This window comes from Clostridiales bacterium, assembly GCA_015243575.1.
GTDB lineage: Bacteria > Bacillota > Clostridia > Peptostreptococcales > Anaerovoracaceae > Anoxybacterium > Anoxybacterium hadale.
This window is the reverse complement of record CP042469.1, coordinates 3,091,650-3,106,550: the sequence shown is the minus strand read 5'-3', so window position 1 is coordinate 3,106,550 and position 14,901 is coordinate 3,091,650. Positions and strand designations below refer to the sequence as shown.

Annotated in this window: 18 protein-coding genes and 1 riboswitch; of the genes, 17 read left to right on the top strand and 1 reads right to left on the bottom strand. The window is 44.3% G+C overall.

Going from position 1 to position 14,901, the window contains the following annotated elements; all coding sequences use genetic code 11:
- Window positions 1-52: 52 nt before the first annotated feature.
- The 12 genes from pepV (at window position 53) to FRZ06_13825 (ending at window position 9,563) form a co-directional block, all read left to right on the top strand.
- The gene (pepV, locus tag FRZ06_13880) at window positions 53-1,519 is read left to right on the top strand and encodes a dipeptidase PepV (protein ID QOX64356.1); all 1,467 of its coding nucleotides are present in this window, start codon (window positions 53-55) and stop codon (window positions 1,517-1,519) included.
- Window positions 1,519-1,776: a hypothetical protein gene (locus FRZ06_13875; protein QOX64355.1), complete on the top strand. Its 258-nt coding sequence runs from the start codon at window positions 1,519-1,521 to the stop codon at window positions 1,774-1,776. The genes pepV and FRZ06_13875 overlap by 1 nt, the downstream gene beginning before the upstream one ends.
- A complete protein-coding gene (locus tag FRZ06_13870; GenBank protein ID QOX64354.1) occupies window positions 1,773-2,042 on the top strand; it encodes a hypothetical protein in 270 nt (89 codons plus the stop codon). The genes FRZ06_13875 and FRZ06_13870 overlap by 4 nt, the downstream gene beginning before the upstream one ends.
- 77 nt (window positions 2,043-2,119) lie before the next feature.
- A riboswitch (FMN riboswitch) is annotated at window positions 2,120-2,249 on the top strand.
- Window positions 2,250-2,380: 131 nt separating this feature from the next.
- The gene (locus FRZ06_13865) at window positions 2,381-2,959 is read left to right on the top strand and encodes an ECF transporter S component (protein QOX64353.1); all 579 of its coding nucleotides are present in this window, start codon (window positions 2,381-2,383) and stop codon (window positions 2,957-2,959) included.
- Between the two features lie 155 nt (window positions 2,960-3,114).
- Window positions 3,115-3,540, top strand: a complete 426-nt coding sequence (gene tsaE / locus FRZ06_13860; GenBank protein ID QOX64352.1) for a tRNA (adenosine(37)-N6)-threonylcarbamoyltransferase complex ATPase subunit type 1 TsaE — start codon at window positions 3,115-3,117, stop codon at window positions 3,538-3,540.
- Between the two features lie 44 nt (window positions 3,541-3,584).
- Window positions 3,585-4,379: a tRNA (adenosine(37)-N6)-threonylcarbamoyltransferase complex dimerization subunit type 1 TsaB gene (gene tsaB / locus FRZ06_13855; protein ID QOX64351.1), complete on the top strand. Its 795-nt coding sequence runs from the start codon at window positions 3,585-3,587 to the stop codon at window positions 4,377-4,379.
- A gap of 2 nt (window positions 4,380-4,381) precedes the next feature.
- Window positions 4,382-4,828: a ribosomal-protein-alanine N-acetyltransferase gene (gene rimI / locus FRZ06_13850; protein ID QOX64350.1), complete on the top strand. Its 447-nt coding sequence runs from the start codon at window positions 4,382-4,384 to the stop codon at window positions 4,826-4,828.
- Between the two features lie 91 nt (window positions 4,829-4,919).
- Window positions 4,920-5,129 (top strand): hypothetical protein, encoded by a 210-nt coding sequence (locus FRZ06_13845; protein QOX64349.1) that lies wholly within the window; start codon window positions 4,920-4,922, stop codon window positions 5,127-5,129.
- Window positions 5,130-5,141: 12 nt separating this feature from the next.
- A complete protein-coding gene (tsaD, locus tag FRZ06_13840; GenBank protein QOX64348.1) occupies window positions 5,142-6,158 on the top strand; it encodes a tRNA (adenosine(37)-N6)-threonylcarbamoyltransferase complex transferase subunit TsaD in 1,017 nt (338 codons plus the stop codon).
- Between the two features lie 15 nt (window positions 6,159-6,173).
- Window positions 6,174-8,198 carry an ABC-F family ATP-binding cassette domain-containing protein gene (locus FRZ06_13835; GenBank protein QOX64347.1) on the top strand — a complete coding sequence of 675 codons (2,025 nt, stop codon included), beginning with the start codon at window positions 6,174-6,176 and terminating at the stop codon, window positions 8,196-8,198.
- Window positions 8,199-8,363: 165 nt separating this feature from the next.
- Window positions 8,364-8,594, top strand: a complete 231-nt coding sequence (gene acpP, locus FRZ06_13830; protein QOX64346.1) for an acyl carrier protein — start codon at window positions 8,364-8,366, stop codon at window positions 8,592-8,594.
- 318 nt (window positions 8,595-8,912) lie between these two features.
- Complete coding sequence (locus tag FRZ06_13825; protein ID QOX64345.1) at window positions 8,913-9,563, top strand: redox-sensing transcriptional repressor Rex; 651 nt, start codon at window positions 8,913-8,915, stop codon at window positions 9,561-9,563.
- Window positions 9,564-9,668: 105 nt separating this feature from the next.
- On the opposite strand, the gene FRZ06_13820 is transcribed toward FRZ06_13825, so the two are convergent.
- Window positions 9,669-9,839: a 4Fe-4S dicluster domain-containing protein gene (locus FRZ06_13820; protein QOX64344.1), complete on the bottom strand. Its 171-nt coding sequence runs from the start codon at window positions 9,837-9,839 to the stop codon at window positions 9,669-9,671.
- Window positions 9,840-9,959: 120 nt separating this feature from the next.
- Here FRZ06_13820 and FRZ06_13815 point away from each other — a divergent pair, with 120 nt between their 5' ends.
- The 5 genes from FRZ06_13815 (at window position 9,960) to groL (ending at window position 14,805) form a co-directional block, all read left to right on the top strand.
- On the top strand, window positions 9,960-10,766 hold the full coding sequence (locus tag FRZ06_13815) for an Asp23/Gls24 family envelope stress response protein (protein ID QOX64343.1): 807 nt from the start codon (window positions 9,960-9,962) through the stop codon (window positions 10,764-10,766).
- A gap of 74 nt (window positions 10,767-10,840) precedes the next feature.
- A complete protein-coding gene (locus FRZ06_13810) occupies window positions 10,841-11,752 on the top strand; it encodes an 8-oxoguanine DNA glycosylase (protein ID QOX64342.1) in 912 nt (303 codons plus the stop codon).
- Window positions 11,746-12,456, top strand: coding sequence for a DUF554 domain-containing protein (locus FRZ06_13805; protein QOX64341.1), 711 nt, complete (start codon window positions 11,746-11,748; stop codon window positions 12,454-12,456). Before FRZ06_13810 ends, FRZ06_13805 begins: the two co-directional genes overlap by 7 nt.
- A gap of 305 nt (window positions 12,457-12,761) precedes the next feature.
- Window positions 12,762-13,046 (top strand): co-chaperone GroES, encoded by a 285-nt coding sequence (locus FRZ06_13800; GenBank protein QOX64340.1) that lies wholly within the window; start codon window positions 12,762-12,764, stop codon window positions 13,044-13,046.
- 133 nt (window positions 13,047-13,179) lie between these two features.
- Window positions 13,180-14,805 (top strand): chaperonin GroEL, encoded by a 1,626-nt coding sequence (gene groL / locus FRZ06_13795; protein ID QOX64339.1) that lies wholly within the window; start codon window positions 13,180-13,182, stop codon window positions 14,803-14,805.
- Window positions 14,806-14,901: the final 96 nt, after the last annotated feature.

Sequence of the window (14,901 nt, the reverse complement as noted above, 5' to 3'; positions counted from 1 at the left end):
TAGAGTACTGACGGGGGTATTCTGAAAGAGACAACGATTGGAGGTGGAATACTTGGAAAAGAAATACCTGGATTTAATTGATGATTATAAGGATGAAATGATTAAGACCCTGCAGGAGTTATTGGCCATCAAGAGCGTTGCGGGAGAACCTGCTGCAGATGCTCCCTTTGGAAAGGGTGTTGAGGAAGCCTTTGAATATATGCTGAAAAAGGCCAAGGCGGAAGGGTTTGATACGGAAAACATTGATCATTACGGCGGACATATCGAATTTGGAGGCTTCCTTCTTGATGAGAAAGGGGAAATTGCCGGAACCAGTGAGGAAATCATGGGAATCCTGGGTCATCTCGATGTGGTGCCGGAAGGAAAGGACTGGGACTTCGATCCTTATGGCGGCGAAATCTCAGAGGATCGCATCTATGGACGAGGAGCCATTGATGATAAGGGACCGACCGTCGCCGCATTTTATGCGATGAAAGCACTAAAGGACGCGGGGATTGTTCCTGAAAAAAAAGTGAGGCTGATTCTTGGACTGGATGAAGAAACCGGTTGGAAAGGTATGGACTATTATCTGAAGAGGGTGAAGCATCCCGATTTTGGGTTTACTCCAGATGGCGAATTCCCTGCAATCCACGGTGAGAAGGGGATTTTGATCTTTGATATTGTGAAAAAGCTCAGTAAAACTCCAGCCAATGCCAAGGGAATCAAATTAAGGAGCATGACCGGTGGAAATGCTGCCAATATGGTGGCGGATCATGCCAGGTCAGTAATAAAGTTTGATTCCTATGATGCGATCCGGGAGAAGGTTTCAGAATTTAAAAAGACAACAGGCTACCAGATTAATGCCAAAGGAATTGGAAAAAATCTGGAAATCACCACACTTGGTGTATCCTCCCACGGCGCAAGGCCGGAAAAAGGCTTGAATGCGGTTTCAGTTTTAATGAAATTCTTTGGAGAGCTGTCCTTTGACAATGAAGAACTGGGTGATTTTATTCAATTTTATAATGAACACATCGGTTTTGAACTATGTGGTGACTCACTTGGCTGCGGTCTTGAGGATGAACCTTCGGGCAAGCTGATACTAAATGTGGGCATGGTGAAAATCGACGATGAATCCGCCAGCCTGACCATCAATATCAGATATCCGGTCACCATGAATGAAGAGCAGGTCTATGGAGCGCTTCTTCCTGTAATTAACAAGTACAATATGGGGATTGTCAAGAAAGGCCATCAGCCGCCGATCTACCTGCCCAAGGACGACCCGATGATTTGTACTCTGATGGATGTCTATAAAGAGCATACCGGAGATGTAAACTGCGAGCCTCTGGTCATCGGAGGCGGTACCTATGCCAGAGCTGTTAAAAATACTGTGGCTTTCGGGGCGGACTTTCCGGGAGAACCAGAGCTTGCCCATCAAAAAAATGAATATATTACCATTACAAATCTTGTAAAATGTGCTAAAATATTTGCAGATGCAATTTTTCGATTGGCTGACGGCCAGAAAAGAGCGGAGGCGAAGTAGTGAAACACTCAAACCGGCGATTTAGCCTTGGTGTCTGTATCATAAGGATCGTTCAGGACGTTGTGATTGCAAGTATCGCTGTGTTGATCTTTATCAATGTGATGAAACTGGAGGGCGCAAAGCCGGTTTGGGGATGGATTATTTTTGGATTGTTACTGTGCCTTGGGTATATTGCATTTGATTTACATTTTGTGATCAAGGATATTCGTTTTATCAAAGAAAAAAGGGATGAAACGGAAGTTGAGAAACGATCATGAAAACCATGCAGAGAAGAGTGGCATATGTTTTTTGCGGGCTTCGTATTTTTGTAGACTTTTTGGGACTAGTAGCCGTGCTTGTATTTGCAGTCTTGTATCTGATGCGTAACGTTTCCCTTGAAGTCAATATCATTACGATTATCGCAATGGGTGCCGCATTATTTCTTCTTGGTGCTGATATCCATATGATTGTGACACGGGATATCCGCCATCTCATGGGAAAGGATAAGGCTGCGGAACATGAGAAGAGCAGGGGGATGCCCTGATTGAAAAAAATCGTTAAAAAGCTGGATTGTTTTTCTGTTTGACAACAAAATAAAGTGGGAATATAATAGTACAGTAAGATCTGTTTCAGGGCGAGGCGTAATTCCTCACCGGCGGTAAAGAGCGATATGCTACAAGTCCGCGAGCCAACAGGCAGAATCGGTTAGATTCCGATACCGACGGTATAGTCCGGATGAAAGAAACACTGATTGGAATTGTTTCCTATGATGTGCCTTAAGCCTTGAAAGTAATTTCAAGGCTTTTTATGTTACCTGACAGATTCCGAATCGCTTTAAGAGGATATATGGGAAACTCCCATATATAAAAGGAGGAATTTGAAATGAAGAAAAACACTGAACTCAACTATTCCGCTGAAGGGCACGGCTCTCAGCAGCAGGTTGTAAAGCTTGCAAAACTTGGGATGCTCGCAGCAATCTCTATCGTACTTGTATATTTTGTACATTTTCCCATATTCCCGCCAGTGGCATTCCTTGAATATGATCCGGCTGATATTGCGATCTTTATGGGAGCCTTTGCCTTCGGTCCTTTGGCTGGTTTTGGTCTCACGGTAGTTGCTTCCGTCATACAAGGCTTTACTGTCAGCGCACAAAGTGGTGTCTACGGAATTATCATGCATATCCTGGCGACCGGTTCCTTTGTCCTGGTTGCAGGAAGTATTTATAAAAGAGGAAAATCCAGAAAATCAGCGGTGACAGGTCTGTTCTTTGGAACGCTGACAATGGTTGTTGTAATGTTCGGTGCAAACCTAGTTGTGACACCGATCTTTATGGGTATTCCTGTCGATGCTGTGAAGCCATTAATGCCCTTTATTCTGGCATTTAATTTCATCAAAGCGGGAATTAATTCGGTGATCACTTTCCTTCTTTATAAAAGGATATCAAAATTCCTGCACCGTTAATGCAGGAGCAGCGTTGATGCGTCACTGCGTGGACATTTGAAGAAGAACTGATTCACACCAAAACGGGGGCATATTAAAGTATTTTTAATATGTCCTTTTTGTGGTAAGATAAGAATGGAATGGATCAAATTAAATATCAAAGGATTATTAAATAGATGGAAAAAATAATCATAAAAAATGAAGATGATACTCAAGAATATGGAAGGGCGCTGGCTGAAAAGCTAAAGCCGGGGGCTGTCATAGCGCTGATTGGAGACCTTGGAACGGGAAAAACTACCTTGACAAAATCCATTGCCAAAGGGCTTGGCATTCAAGAGATGATTACAAGTCCCACCTTTACCATTGTTCAGGAATACCACAAAGGCCGTTTACCGCTCTATCATTTTGATGTGTATCGGATCTGTGATATAGAAGAAATGTATGAACTGGGTTATGAGGAGTATTTTTTTGGAGAGGGAGTATGTATCGTTGAGTGGGCTGATTTGATCATGGATCTCATTCCCAAAGACAGTATTGTCATTCGGATCGAATATGGAAGCCATGAGGAAGAACGGATCTATTCCATTGAAAAGAAACGTTGATTCATTCAAAGGTGTTGTACTTTATCAAAGAAGGGTAACAAGAGATGAATATACTTGCAATAGAAACCACTGGCGCACTGGCCTCCGTAGCCTTGATTGACGAAGCTGGACAGGTATCCATGGAATCTTCGGATCAAAAAATGAACCATCTGCAACATTTGATGCCTATGGTAGATCAAATTTTGTCGAAGCGCGGATTAGAAATAAACGATCTGAATTATATTGCGGTTTCGGAAGGGCCGGGGTCCTTCACAGGAATTCGTATCGGTGTATCTTCCGCAAGGGCGCTGGCTCAGGCACTGGGGCTTAAAACTATCGGTGTTCCCACACTGAAATCCTTCCTTTATCACGTACCGGAATATAAAGGTGTGGTTTGTCCGATTTTTGACGCCAGAAGAAACCAAGTCTATGGAGGAGCGTATCGGTGGTCAGACTCCAAAATCAGCGAAGTTGTGGCGGGCGATGCATATGATCTGAATGATCTTCTTGAGCTGCTTGCGCAAACTTTTCAATCAGACCGTGAGGGTCAAACACTTCCCGCTCAAACTATTTCGGCCCAAGGTGTTTCTGAATCCGCAGAAGACAGATCTGGAGAAGTCACCTTTTTCGGGGATGGAATCATACCATATAGAGAACAGATCGAGGCATGGCAGCGGGCATCGTCAAATAACAATATACGAGTTCAATTTGCATCAGATGACCTCAGACTCCAAAATGCTTCCTCCATTGCAAGGCTGGCTCTGGAACTCTGCAGGAGCGGAAATCAAAAAAGCCTTTATGACCTAAAACCAGTCTATATGAGAAAGGCTGAAGCGGAGAGAAAGCTGGAAGGAAAATAGGAATGAATCTAATCATAAGGCAAGCAGAAGAAAAAGATATAAAGCCTATGGCACTGATGGACGTCCTCTGCTTTTCTGCACCTTGGAGTGAAACATCCTTTGAAAAGGAGATCCGGGAAAATCATTTGGCCTTTTATATCGTTGCGGAAGTTGATGGAATCCTCGCTGGTTATGCGGGGCTCTGGTGCATCGTGGATGAAGGCCATATTACCAATGTAGCGGTTCATCCGGACTGGCGAAGGCGGCATATCGGAGAAGCACTGGTTTCTGTCTTGCTGGAACATACCATCGCGAACGGTATTAAAAGCCACACCCTTGAAGTTCGTGCATCCAACGAACCGGCAATTTCATTATACAGAAAGTTTGGATTTGAGCCTGCAGGAACACGAAAAAATTATTATGAGGATAATGGAGAAGATGCTATAATAATGTGGCGAATGGTAGAATAACATTCCGCCAAAACGATAAATTCCCTCATAAATTTTTCCTTGATAGAGATACTAATAACAAACCTTAGGGGATCTTGAAAGGAGAAATACGATGAAAGTCAGAAATAATTACTATGAAAATTATCATGACGTTAATGATGAAATGCTGACGGCTGCTACACACTGCAACCGTTTTTCCAGGAGAAACGACGTTACCTCCTTTAATATGATAGACTATCAATCCTGCGAGAACTGCAGTCATCTGACTGCGGATGACAAGTGTCTTGCAGGCTTACAAAGCAGGTTTACCAATATGGAATAGAAAGAGTAAGAAATGAAGGACAATCAGTTCATAACATTGGGAATTGAGTCGAGCTGTGATGAGACCTCGGCATCAGTAGTGGCAGAGGGCAGAAATGCCCTCTCCAATGTCATTGCATCCCAGATCAAAGTACATCAGGTATTTGGCGGCGTCGTACCTGAAATTGCCTCGCGCCACCATTTGGACAACATTAATACAGTCATTGACAGTGCCTTAAAGGAAGCGGATGTTACGCTTGATGAGGTGGATCTCATCGGCGTTACCCATGGCCCCGGCCTTGTGGGTGCACTGCTCATCGGACTTGCCACCGCGAAAGCGATGGCGTATGCACGAAAGAAGCCTCTTGTGGGGGTTCACCATATTCAGGGACACATCAGCGCCAATTATTTGGAGCATAAAGATCTGAAACCACCTTTCTTGGCCCTTGTAGTTTCCGGTGGGCATACCAACATTGTTGATGTTGAAGGGTACAACCAGTACCGCGTACTCGGCCGTACCAGGGACGATGCTGCAGGAGAAGCCTTCGACAAGGTTGCGAGAGTTCTCGGCCTTGGTTATCCCGGAGGACCTCTCATCGATGAGGCTGCAAAAAAGGGAAATCCTCATGCTGTCGAATTCAAACGCGTCTATCTTGAGAAGGACAGCCTTGATTTCAGCTTCAGCGGGATTAAGACGGGGGTTTTGAATTACCTGAACACCCAAAAGCTGAAGGGAGAGCTTGTCAGTGTGGAGGACATCGCTGCCAGTTTTCAGCTGGCTGTCATGGAGGTCATTGTGAATAAGACGATCATGGCTGCAGTGAATCTGAAAAAGGACAGGATCGTCATGGCCGGAGGTGTTGCAGCAAACAGTCTGCTGCGCGGCATGCTGAAAGAGGCTTGCGATAAAAAAGGCCTTGGACTATATCATCCCTCGCCCATTCTGTGTACCGACAATGCAGCGATGATCGCTTGCGCTGCATACTATAAATATCAGGCCGGTATCGAGGATGACTTTTACCTCGATGCCTACCCCAATCTGGCACTGTAACAATAAGGATATATCATGATCATATTATCGGCAAACAATATTACAAAAACATACGGCATCGCACCTATTTTGACCAATGTTTCCTTTCATATCAACGAAGGTGACAGAATTGGTATTGTAGGGCTCAACGGAGCGGGAAAAACTACCCTGCTGAACATCCTTTCCGGTCGCCTTGCTTTGGATTCAGGGGATTTTTTTGTGTCTGCCAATACCAAAATCGGTTATTTACGACAGAGTGATAACTTTGAATCTGAAAAGACAGTTTATGGGGAAATGCTCGGCATTTTCGAAGAAGTTATTGCAATGGAGCACGAACTAGAGCTACTATCCCACCGGATCTCGGAAGAATCATCTCAGGGCAGAGAGGTGTCAAAGCTCCTGCACCAGTATGATGATTTGACAGAAGAATTCAAACGCAGAAATGGGTATGGCTACAAAAGCGAAATCAATGGCATTTTGAACAGTATGGCTTTTCCTGAGGAGTTTTTCCAAAAGAAGATCTCCACATTGAGCGGAGGAGAACGTACCAGGCTCGCTCTGGCATCACTTCTGTTAAAAAAACCGGATTTGCTGCTGCTAGATGAGCCCACCAACCATTTGGACATCGGTACACTGAAATGGCTTGAGCAGTATCTGAGATCCTATGCCGGAACCATTGTGGTGATCTCCCATGACAGATACTTTCTTGATCAGACGGTGAATCGAATTTTCGAAGTTGAGAACCATAAACTCGTTACATATGAAGGAAATTATACTGCTTATGCCGAGAAAAAGCGGATGAAGGAAGCAGATGAGCTCCGGAAATATGAGCATCAGCAAAAGGAAATCCAAAGACAGGAAGAAATCATCCGTCGCTTTAAGCAGCATGGAACCGAAAAGCTGGCCAAGCGTGCCCAGTCCAGAGAAAAGAGGCTGGACCAGATAGAACGGGTTGAGCGGCCTTCAACGCAGCCCGGCAAAATGAAAATACGGTTTAAACAGGCATATCAGAGCGGCAACGATGTAGTAGCCGTAAAAGAGCTTTCAAAGAGCTTCGGACGGGGCGTTGAGAAGCGCCAGCTCTTTCAGAATGTTGAACTAGACATAAAGAGAGGGGAACGAGTATGCCTTGTAGGGCCAAACGGTATTGGGAAGACAACACTTTTAAAAATCATAATGGGAGAGACAGATCCGGATCAGGGTCATATTAAGCTTGGCCATAATGTATCCTTTGGATATTACGATCAGGAGCAGAACCTTCTGGGATCAGGAAATACAGTATTAGAGGAGGTGCATTCCGCGTATCGCCTTTACAGCGATACGGAGGTACGCAGTTTGCTGGGGCGCTTTCTATTTAAGAACGATTCGGTATTTCAGCAGGTGTCCTCTTTGAGCGGCGGCGAGAAGGCACGCCTTGCGCTGCTGAAATTGATGCTGTCAGGATCTAATGTTCTTGTAATGGATGAGCCGACCAACCATCTGGATATTGCATCAAAAGAGGTGTTTGAGGATTCCCTTTCTGATTTTCCCGGCACCATTATCGTGGTGTCCCATGACCGATATTTTCTGAATAAGGTGCCTACCCGTATCCTTGAATTAAGCAGTGATGGCGCTTTAAACTTCTTGGGCGGATATGACTATTATATGGAAAAGAAACAGTCGATCAGCTCAGGGAAAAGCTATCTTGGCGAGCTTAGCCAGAAGACCGGCGTGGAGCTGCGAAGCGGAGCTCCGGCAAGAAGCGGCAGCAGCGGCGGACAGAGTTCTGCTGTATCGCAAGGCTTAGTCAGCGGGGAGGACGGGAACGGCCTGTCCTCTATGGAGACTCGCCGGAGAGACAAAGAAGAACAGACCCGGCTCAGGAGGCTGGAAAAGGAACAGAAGCGTCTGGAAGAAACCATCGCGGAGACAGAAGGAAAAATCGAGTGGATTCAGCATGAAATGTGCAGTGAAGAAATCTATTCTGATCACGAAAAAATTGCCTCTTATCAAAGTGAATTGAACGGTTTGCGGGAATTTTTGGCAGAGACTTATGAGGCATGGATTTCAATGCAGGAGTAGAATGAAAAAAAATAGAAAAAGTTATTGCAGTATTCAATATAGTAACTTATAATAGGTTTGAGCATTGATATATCGGTTTTCAAGCGTGTTTGTGCCTTGTCGGCCGATAGCTAGATTGAATCGCTAGCTAGAACAGTTATATTGCTTAAAACATGGAGGTAAAACATGACATTTGAAAAAATAAGAGAAATTATCGTAGAGCAGTTAGGAGTAGATGAATCAGCAGTAACTCTTGAAACAAGCCTTATGAAAGACTTGGAAGCCGATTCTCTCGACGCAGTTGAAATTATCATGGCGATTGAGGACGAGTTTGAAATCGAAGTTCCTGACGAAGAAGCAGAAAAGTTCCAGAATGTCGGAGATATCGTAAAGTACGTAGAAGAAAAGATAAACTAATACATGAATGAGAAGCCCGCAATCGCGGGTTTTTCGTTATGCGTAAATAGACATTTAAATCAGGGGATTCTCTCGCTGAGTAATCATGGAGTAAGCAATGTAACTTTTTGTATTGTACCAAAAGAAATTAAATGGTATAATGGTTGCAACTATTGACGTGCAGCGCTGTAGTCGTAAGAAATATTGAAAGGTCTTATGAAATAGCAGCGTCGCCTAGTGTCTATTAGAACTATCGCGCCATGAATTTACCGTGATCAATGCCGGTAAATTCATTATTATAATCATTTTAAAAATCTATAGGTAAAGTGGGAAAAAGCAATGAAAGATAACGCAAAGATTTCCAGTGCAGTAATTAAAAGACTGCCAAGATACCGAAGATATCTATCAGATCTTCAGAAGAAAAATGTGGACAGAATATCATCTAATGAATTAAGCAACTTGATTGGCTATACTGCATCGCAGATCAGACAGGACCTGAATAACTTCGGAGGCTTTGGCCAGCAGGGGTACGGATACAATATACAAAGCCTTTATAATGAAATCAGTTCGATTCTGGGACTTGATAAGGACTACAAGATGGTCATTGTCGGTACCGGAAACCTTGGTCAGGCAATTGCGAACTACACCCATTATTACAAATCAGGCTTTATGGTTTCCGCAATGTTTGATGTGAATCCCAAGCTGATCGGCCTGAGGATCAATGACATTGAAGTTCTTGATTATGAGCGTTTGGAGGAATTCATGCAGGACAATTCCGTTGATATTGGTATTGTCTGCACCAATAAGGACAGTGCGCAGGAGGTTGTTGACAAGCTTTGTGCCGGTGGAGTCAGAGGAATTTGGAACTTTGCTCCTACCGATCTTCAACTGCCGGAGGGGGTTGCTCTTGAAAACGTGCACTTGAGTGACAGTCTTCATTCCTTGGCCTATTATATCAACCGCAACTCACAGATGAAAGATCAGGATTAAGAAACCGTATCTAAAATCTAGAGAAAGAAAAAAGAGAAATTATATAAGAATAAAAATAACCGTTTCTCGCGAAACGGTTATTCATTCTCTTCAATAAGGCTTAAATTAAGCTTCTACTGGAGCATCAACAGGACATGCGTTAGCGCATGCGCCGCAATCGATACATTTGTCAGCTTCGATTACATATATGGAATCTCCTGCAGAAATAGCTTCTGTCGGGCATTCTGGTTCACATGCTCCGCAGCTGATGCAAGTATCTTTAATTACATATGCCATAATAATATCCTCCTTAACATGAATTAAACAAGTAGATTCATTATATCAGAACGTTTTCAAATTAACAATATGGTTTTCATAATTTGATGAAGACAAGCAAAAAAATATTAGAGGTACAGCATGAACGTTTACGGTTTGGTGGGAAAGAGCGGTACTGGCAAAAGCTATCAAGCGATGAATCTTTGCAGGGCCATGAATATTGAGAGCTTCATAGATGACGGTCTTTTCATCTGCGGAAATGCCATTTTAGAAGGTGTTTCAGCGAAACGACAGAACACGAAAATCGCAGCAATTAAGACAGCCCTGTTTACAGATGAAGAGCATAGGAAAGCTGTGGCACAGAAATTAAAGGAAACCGCACCCGCATCCCTGCTGATTCTCGGGACGTCAGAGAAAATGATCTACCGCATCGCAGAGCGGCTGGAGCTGCCCGTACCAGAGAAGATTGTGCGGATCGAGCAGATAACCACCGATGAAGAGCGCGCCACTGCAAGGACGCAGAGACAGGAACTGGGCAAGCATATTATACCGGTACCGACCTTTCAGCTGAAGCGGGAGTTCTCTGGATATTTTCTCGATCCCCTTCGCATTATCAGGGGGTGGAGAGGCGGTAAAGCCTCCATTTCAGAGCGAACTGTTGTGCGTCCAACCTACAGCTACTTGGGGGATTATGCCATCTCTGACAAGGTGATCGGTGATGTGGTGTACTATATCGGAAAGAAAATGGCAGGTGTGGATTCGGTAACGAAGGTTTCCATTGAAAATAATGCAGAAGGTCTGAAGATAACGATATATCTGATCTGTAAGTTTGGTGTTCGTATTGTTGATGTGGCCAAGGAGCTGCAGAGAACGGTGGTAAAGATGGTGGAAACCATGACTGCTTTTCATATCAGAGCTGTGGATATTGAGATTAAGGGACTGAGATAAGGGTTCTGTGCGGTGGGCAGTCAGTTAGTTGGCAGGCTGTCTGCACCAAAGCAAAGAAGAAAGATGGAATAAAAATGAAAATTATAGAAGATAATAACAGGATGATCCTTCATGGGGTTTGCGGCTTTCATCCGGATCATACCTTTGATAACGGGCAATGTTTTCGTTGGAATAAAGAAACCGATGGAAGCTACACCGGCGTTGCCTTTGGCAAGATCGTGAACATAGAAGCTGCTGATGGTGCGCTGATCCTAAACAACGTTACGAAGGAAGACTATTTGGAGATCTGGGAGGACTATCTGGATTTAAACCGTGATTACGAAGCAGTAAAACGCTTTCTTTCCGAGCATGATCCTAAAATGAGGAAGGCAATTGAGTTCGGCGGAGGAATGCGGATTCTGAAACAAGACCCATGGGAAACAGTGATTTCCTTTATTATATCTCAGAACAACAATATTCCCAGGATTAAAAAATGCGTTGAGGGGCTTTGTGCTCATCATGGCAGAATGATCGGAAATTATCGCGGTCGGGACTATTATGCCTTTCCCATGCCGGAAGATCTGGCGGGACTTGCACCCGAGGATCTGGATTCCTGCAAACTGGGCTATCGCGCTAAGTATATTGCTGAAACTGCAAATATGGTAGCAGCAGATGGAGGTGCAGCGCTGGGTCGCATGGTATCGGCTGATCCCGAAGAGGCATATGAGTATCTGATCAGCCTTAGCGGAGTGGGACCAAAGGTCGCAAACTGCATCATGCTCTTTGGCCTGAGAAAGTACGCCAGCTTTCCGCTGGATGTCTGGATTAAAAGAGTCATGCATCAGGTGTATGGGATCGAGGAAAACAATACTGGGAAAATGCAGGACTACGCAGTGAAGCATTTCGGTGAGCTTGGAGGAATCGCACAACAATATCTCTTTTACTATGCCAGAGAAATGAGTAAAAAAGATTCAGAAGGATTGTCAGGAGGAGAAGAAGCATGTTAGGACCGGCGGTAAACGGAGTTGTCATTGTAATCTGTGCCTTGGCGGGAAAATATATGATCAAGGGTCTCCCCGATCGGTTTGCAGAGATCATCAAAAAGGCCATAGGCCTTTCTATTATTTACATAGGAATCTCCGGTGCGTTGGATAACCAAAGGGTGATGCTGCTCATTATGAGCCTTGTCTTAGGGAGCATCCTCGGAGAATGGATCAATATTGACAAAGGGATGAATCGGCTGGGAATATGGGCAGAGCGAAAATTGGGTTTCAGCGAGGGTAACTTCGCAAAGGGCTTTGTAACGGCCAGCATCCTGTTTTGCACCGGCTCTATGGCCATCGTAGGAGCGCTTCAAAGCGGTCTTCAGGGCAATCATGAAATGCTCTTTGCAAAGTCAATTCTCGACGGAGTTATCTCCATCGTTTTTGCATCAACCATGGGAATCGGAGTTGTGTTTTCAGCAGTACCGGTATTTCTTTATGAAGGACTGATCGCATTAGGTGCAGGTTTTATTAAGGATCTGCTTACCACTGAGATTATAACGGAGATGTCGGCTGTGGGAAGCTTGTTGATTGCGGCGCTGGGCTTTAATTTTCTTGAAATTAGGGAGATCAAAGTTGCCAATATGATCCCGGCAATTTTTCTGCCATGGCTGTTCCTTGCAGCGGAACCCTATGTCGTTGAATTCTACCAAACCATACTGAAGTAGCTGCCCCGGTTTTTTAGCGGTGAGGGCTGTGAGCGAGGCATAACTTTTTTAGAGGTATTATTGAAATTTTTAGCAAAAACCTATTGACAATTTGATGGTATCGTATTAAATTAGAGTTAGCACTCACTTATATCGAGTGCTAACAAGACAACAATGATATGATAGAATTGTTCCGAAGGCTTTGTTCGTAGATCCGAAAGGGGAAGGAACCGTTAGATCATTGATTTTATTGCGGTGAAGCCGCTGAATATCAGATGAGAAAATAAAAATTTGTGCACAAATAACAAGGAGAGGAGATTGAAAGAATGAACATTAAACCATTAGGTGACAGAGTTGTTATTAAAAGATTAGAGGCTGAGGAGAAGACCAAGAGCGGCATCGTACTGCCAGGTCAGGCAAAAGAGCAGCCACAGATGGCAGAGATCATAGCAGTAGGTCCCGGAGCAGTAGAAGATGGAAAGATCGTTCCTATGGAAGTAAAACCCGGTGATACCGTAATCTTTTCAAAATATGCCGGAACAGAAATCAAATATGAAGGTGATGACTATACCATCTTATCTCAGAGAGACATTCTCGCTATCGTAGGATAGAAAACAGCGGGTTACCCGCACTGTATGCAACTTACAGTAATGTAAGAATCAGACATACAGAAATTGGAAAAGAGAATTGAAACAAAATCGATGAGAATCGATAACAACATGAAACGAAAGGAAGATAGAGACTATGGCAAAGGAAATTAACTATGGCGAAGACGCCAGAAGAAAATTGCAGGCTGGGGTAGATCAGCTTGCCAATACAGTAAAAATCACCCTTGGACCTAAAGGCAGAAACGTTCTGATTGAAAAGAAATTCGGATCACCTCTGATCACCAATGATGGTGTTACCATCGCAAAGGAATTCGAGCTTGAAGATGCTTTTGAAAACATGGGCGCTCAGCTTGTTAAGGAAGTTGCAACAAAGACCAATGATGTTGCAGGAGACGGTACTACAACCGCTACACTTCTTGCACAGATCATCATCAGGGAAGGTTTCAAAAACGTTGCAGCCGGAGCAAATCCTATGATCCTGAAGAAGGGTATCAAAGGTGCTGTAGAGGTAGCTGTTGAAGAAATCAAGAGCATCGCTCACAAGATAGAGACCAAAGAAAAGATCGCTCAGGTTGCATCCGTATCCGCAGGCGATGAAGAAATTGGCGGACTGATTGCCGAAGCTATGGAAAAGGTCGGAAAAGACGGCGTTATCACCGTTGAAGAATCGAAGTCCATGGGTACTACGCTGGAAGTCGTAGAAGGAATGCAGTTTGACAGAGGATATCTGTCCGCTTACATGGTCAACGACGCAGAAAAAATGGAAGCTGTAATTTCCAATCCTTATATTCTGATCACAGACAAGAAAATCTCCAATATCCAGGAGCTGCTTCCGATCCTTGAGCAGATCGTACAGCAGGGCAGAAAGCTCCTTATCATTGCTGAAGACGTAGAAGGCGAAGCACTGGCTACGCTCGTTGTCAATAAGCTGAGAGGAACCTTTGACTGCGTAGCAGTAAAAGCACCCGGCTTCGGCGACAGAAGAAAGGCTATGCTTGCCGATATCGCAGCACTGACAGGCGGTCAGGTAATCTCCGAGGAGCTGGGATATGATCTGAAGGAAGCAAACCTCAGCATGCTGGGTACTGCGAACACTGTAAAGGTAAATAAAGAGAACACCGTCATCGTAGACGGAGCTGGAGATGCAAAAGAAATCCAGGCAAGAATTTCTCAGATCAAGGCTCAGATTGAAGAAACCACTTCTGATTTTGATCGGGAAAAGCTTCAGGAGAGACTTGCGAAGCTGTCCGGCGGCGTAGCTGTTATCCAGGTTGGTGCTGCTACAGAAACCGAACTGAAAGAAAGAAAGCTGAGAATCGAAGACGCTCTCAACGCAACAAGAGCTGCTGTTGAAGAAGGTATCGTATCGGGAGGAGGCGTTGCTCTTGCAAACGCAATTCCTGCTGTAGAAAACTACGTTTCCGGTCTTACCGGTGATGAAAAGACAGGTGCTACCATCATCGTTAGAGCGCTGGAAGAACCCGTAAGACAGATTGCTGAAAATGCTGGATTTGAAGGTTCCGTTGTTGTAGCTAAAGTGAAGAGCAGCGACAAGGGTGTAGGCTTCAACGCATCCACAGAGGTATATGAAGATATGATCAAGGCTGGTATCGTTGACCCTGCAAAGGTTACAAGATCCGCGCTTCAGAATGCTGCATCCGCATCCGCAATGCTTCTTACTACAGAAGCAGGCATCGTAGATATCAAGAAGGATGAACCGATGATGCCTCCAATGGGCGGCGGAATGCCCGGCATGATGTAAGCTTCCACCGGCTGAAAATTCTAATTTTAAATAGAGGAAACTCTCCGCAACTTCTGCGGAGAGTTTCTGATTTTAATCGTTATTTTATCTTGACAA